Annotated in this window: 3 protein-coding genes; 1 reads left to right on the forward strand and 2 read right to left on the reverse strand. The window is 70.2% G+C overall.

The features are described from left to right. Both rnhA and A612_RS15225 read right to left on the reverse strand, forming a co-directional pair. Positions 1 to 416, reverse strand: a 416-nt coding sequence (gene rnhA, locus A612_RS15220) for a ribonuclease HI (protein ID WP_040437166.1), incomplete at its 3' end; no start/stop codon positions are given. Between the two features lie 5 nt (positions 417 to 421). Beyond that, positions 422 to 1,237, reverse strand: coding sequence for a class I SAM-dependent methyltransferase (locus tag A612_RS15225; protein WP_051001524.1), 816 nt, complete (start codon positions 1,235 to 1,237; stop codon positions 422 to 424). Here A612_RS15225 and gloB point away from each other — a divergent pair. Continuing rightward, the gene (gene gloB / locus A612_RS15230) at positions 1,236 to 2,012 is read left to right on the forward strand and encodes a hydroxyacylglutathione hydrolase (protein ID WP_040437165.1); all 777 of its coding nucleotides are present in this window, start codon (positions 1,236 to 1,238) and stop codon (positions 2,010 to 2,012) included. The genes A612_RS15225 and gloB overlap by 2 nt on opposite strands. Positions 2,013 to 2,064 lie beyond the last annotated feature (52 nt).

The following is a 2,064-nucleotide window of genomic DNA, read 5'->3' on the forward strand; positions in this document are numbered from 1 at the left end:
TTGGCGAGCGCGTCGGCGCGCTCGTTGCCCGGGTCGCCCGCGTGGCCACGCACCCAGTGCCACTCGATCTGGTGGCCGGCGCCGTGCGCCAGTTCGTCCAGGCGCCGCCACAGTTCGGCGTTCTTCACCGGCTGGCCCGCAGCGGTGCGCCAACCCTTTTTCTTCCAGCCATGGATCCAGGACGTGATCCCCTGGCGCACGTACTGGCTGTCCAGGTACAGCTGGACCCGGCACGGGCGCTTGAGCGCCGACAGTGCCTGGATCACCGCCATCAGCTCCATGCGGTTGTTGGTGGTGCCCAGCTCGCCGCCGAACAGCTCCTTTTCCAGCTCGCCCGCGCGCAGCAGCACGCCCCACCCCCCCGGGCCCGGGTTGCCCTTGCAGGCGCCATCGGTGTAGATCACCACCTCGGTCAGAACACTCAAGAAGACTCTCCAGAAAAATCCGTTGTTGGGGGACGCGCGCGGCGTTGCGCCACCTGCGCCGGCGCCGCCACGGCCGCAGGTGTGCTGCGCCATGCCGGCTCGAGCAGGCGCATGCCGTGCACACGCTTGACCGCGACGGTGATGTACGCCGCCCCGAGGGCCGGCCACCAGCGCGCGCCGAGCCCATCCATCCATTCCCAATGCTCCAGCCAGCGCGCGCTCGCCACCGCGGGGCGAAAGCACCCATAGCTCACGCTCTCGAGCTCGAAGTCCAGCAGCTGCAGCCAGTCCCGCAGCCGCCCCGGCGAGATGAATTCCCCCGCCTCCGGCAGATAAAGCTGCCCACCCGCGCCCAGACTCTGGTACAGGCGCGCGCGCCGCTGGCGCAACCCCCACAGGCTCCAGGGGTTGAGCCCCGTGATCACCACCCGCCCCTCGGGCACCAGCACGCGCTGCACCTCGCGCAGCGCCGCGTGCGGATCGTGGCTCAGCTCGAGCGTGTGCGGCATCAGCACCAGGTCGATGCTCGCCTCGGCAAAGGGCAGCGCCACCGGCTCGGCCAGCAGGCCCGGCGCCGGCACCTGCTCGACCCCGGAAAGAAAACTCTGGCCCTCGGCCTCGCCCAGCGCCACCCAGCGGTGCGGCATGCGGTTGCTGCGCAGGCCGTCCAGCCACGGCAGCCCGAGCTGCAGCGCATGGAAACCAAAGAGATCCGCCACCAGCTCGTCGTGCCGCGCCTGCACCCAGGCCAGCAAATGCCGCCCGGGGGGGGTGTCGAACCATTGGTGCAAACCTATAATCGCGCCGTTCATGAAGTTGCTGCCGCTGCCCGCCTTCGCCGACAACTACATCTGGATGCTCGAAGGCGCCCGGGGTGCCGTCGTGGTGGATCCGGGCGATGCAGCGCCTGTGTTGGCCGCGCTGGGCGCGTCGAAGCTGCCGCTGGAGGCGATTCTAGTCACGCACCACCATGGCGATCACACTGGCGGCGTCGCCGAGCTGCGCGCGGCCACCGGCGCCACCGTCTACGGTCCGGCGCGCGAGACGGTTCCGGAACCCGTGGTGCGCGTCTCCCAGGGCGACAGCGTGCGCGTGCTCGGCCTCGAATTCCAGGTTCTCGATGTACCGGGCCATACGGCCGGCCACATCGCTTATTACGCCCCTGCTGCCGAAGGTGGCCCGCTGCTGTTCTGCGGCGACACCCTGTTCTCGGCCGGTTGCGGCCGGCTGTTCGAGGGCACGCCCGGGCAGATGCTGGCCTCGCTCGATCGCTTGGCGGGGCTCGACCCCGATACCCGGGTGTGCTGCGCCCACGAGTACACCCTGTCCAACCTGCGTTTCGCCCGCGCCGTCGAGCCCGAGAATACCGAACTGGCGGCGCACGCGGCCGAATGCGAGCGGCTGCGCCGCCAGGGCCTGCCGACGCTGCCCTCGCGCCTGGCGCTGGAGCGCCGCATCAACCCCTTCCTGCGCACCCGCGAGAGCGCGGTCGCGCAATCTGCACGGCGTTTCGACCCGAGCGTGGATCCGGCCTCGCCGGTCCAGGTGTTCGCCGCCCTGCGCCGATGGAAAGACGAATTCCGATGACCAGATTCCTGCATCTGCTGATGCTCGCCAGCCTGCTGTGGCTGGCCGGCTG

Origin of the sequence: Melaminivora alkalimesophila (genome assembly GCF_000282995.1) — a bacterium.
In the GTDB taxonomy this organism is placed as follows: domain Bacteria; phylum Pseudomonadota; class Gammaproteobacteria; order Burkholderiales; family Burkholderiaceae_C; genus Melaminivora; species Melaminivora alkalimesophila.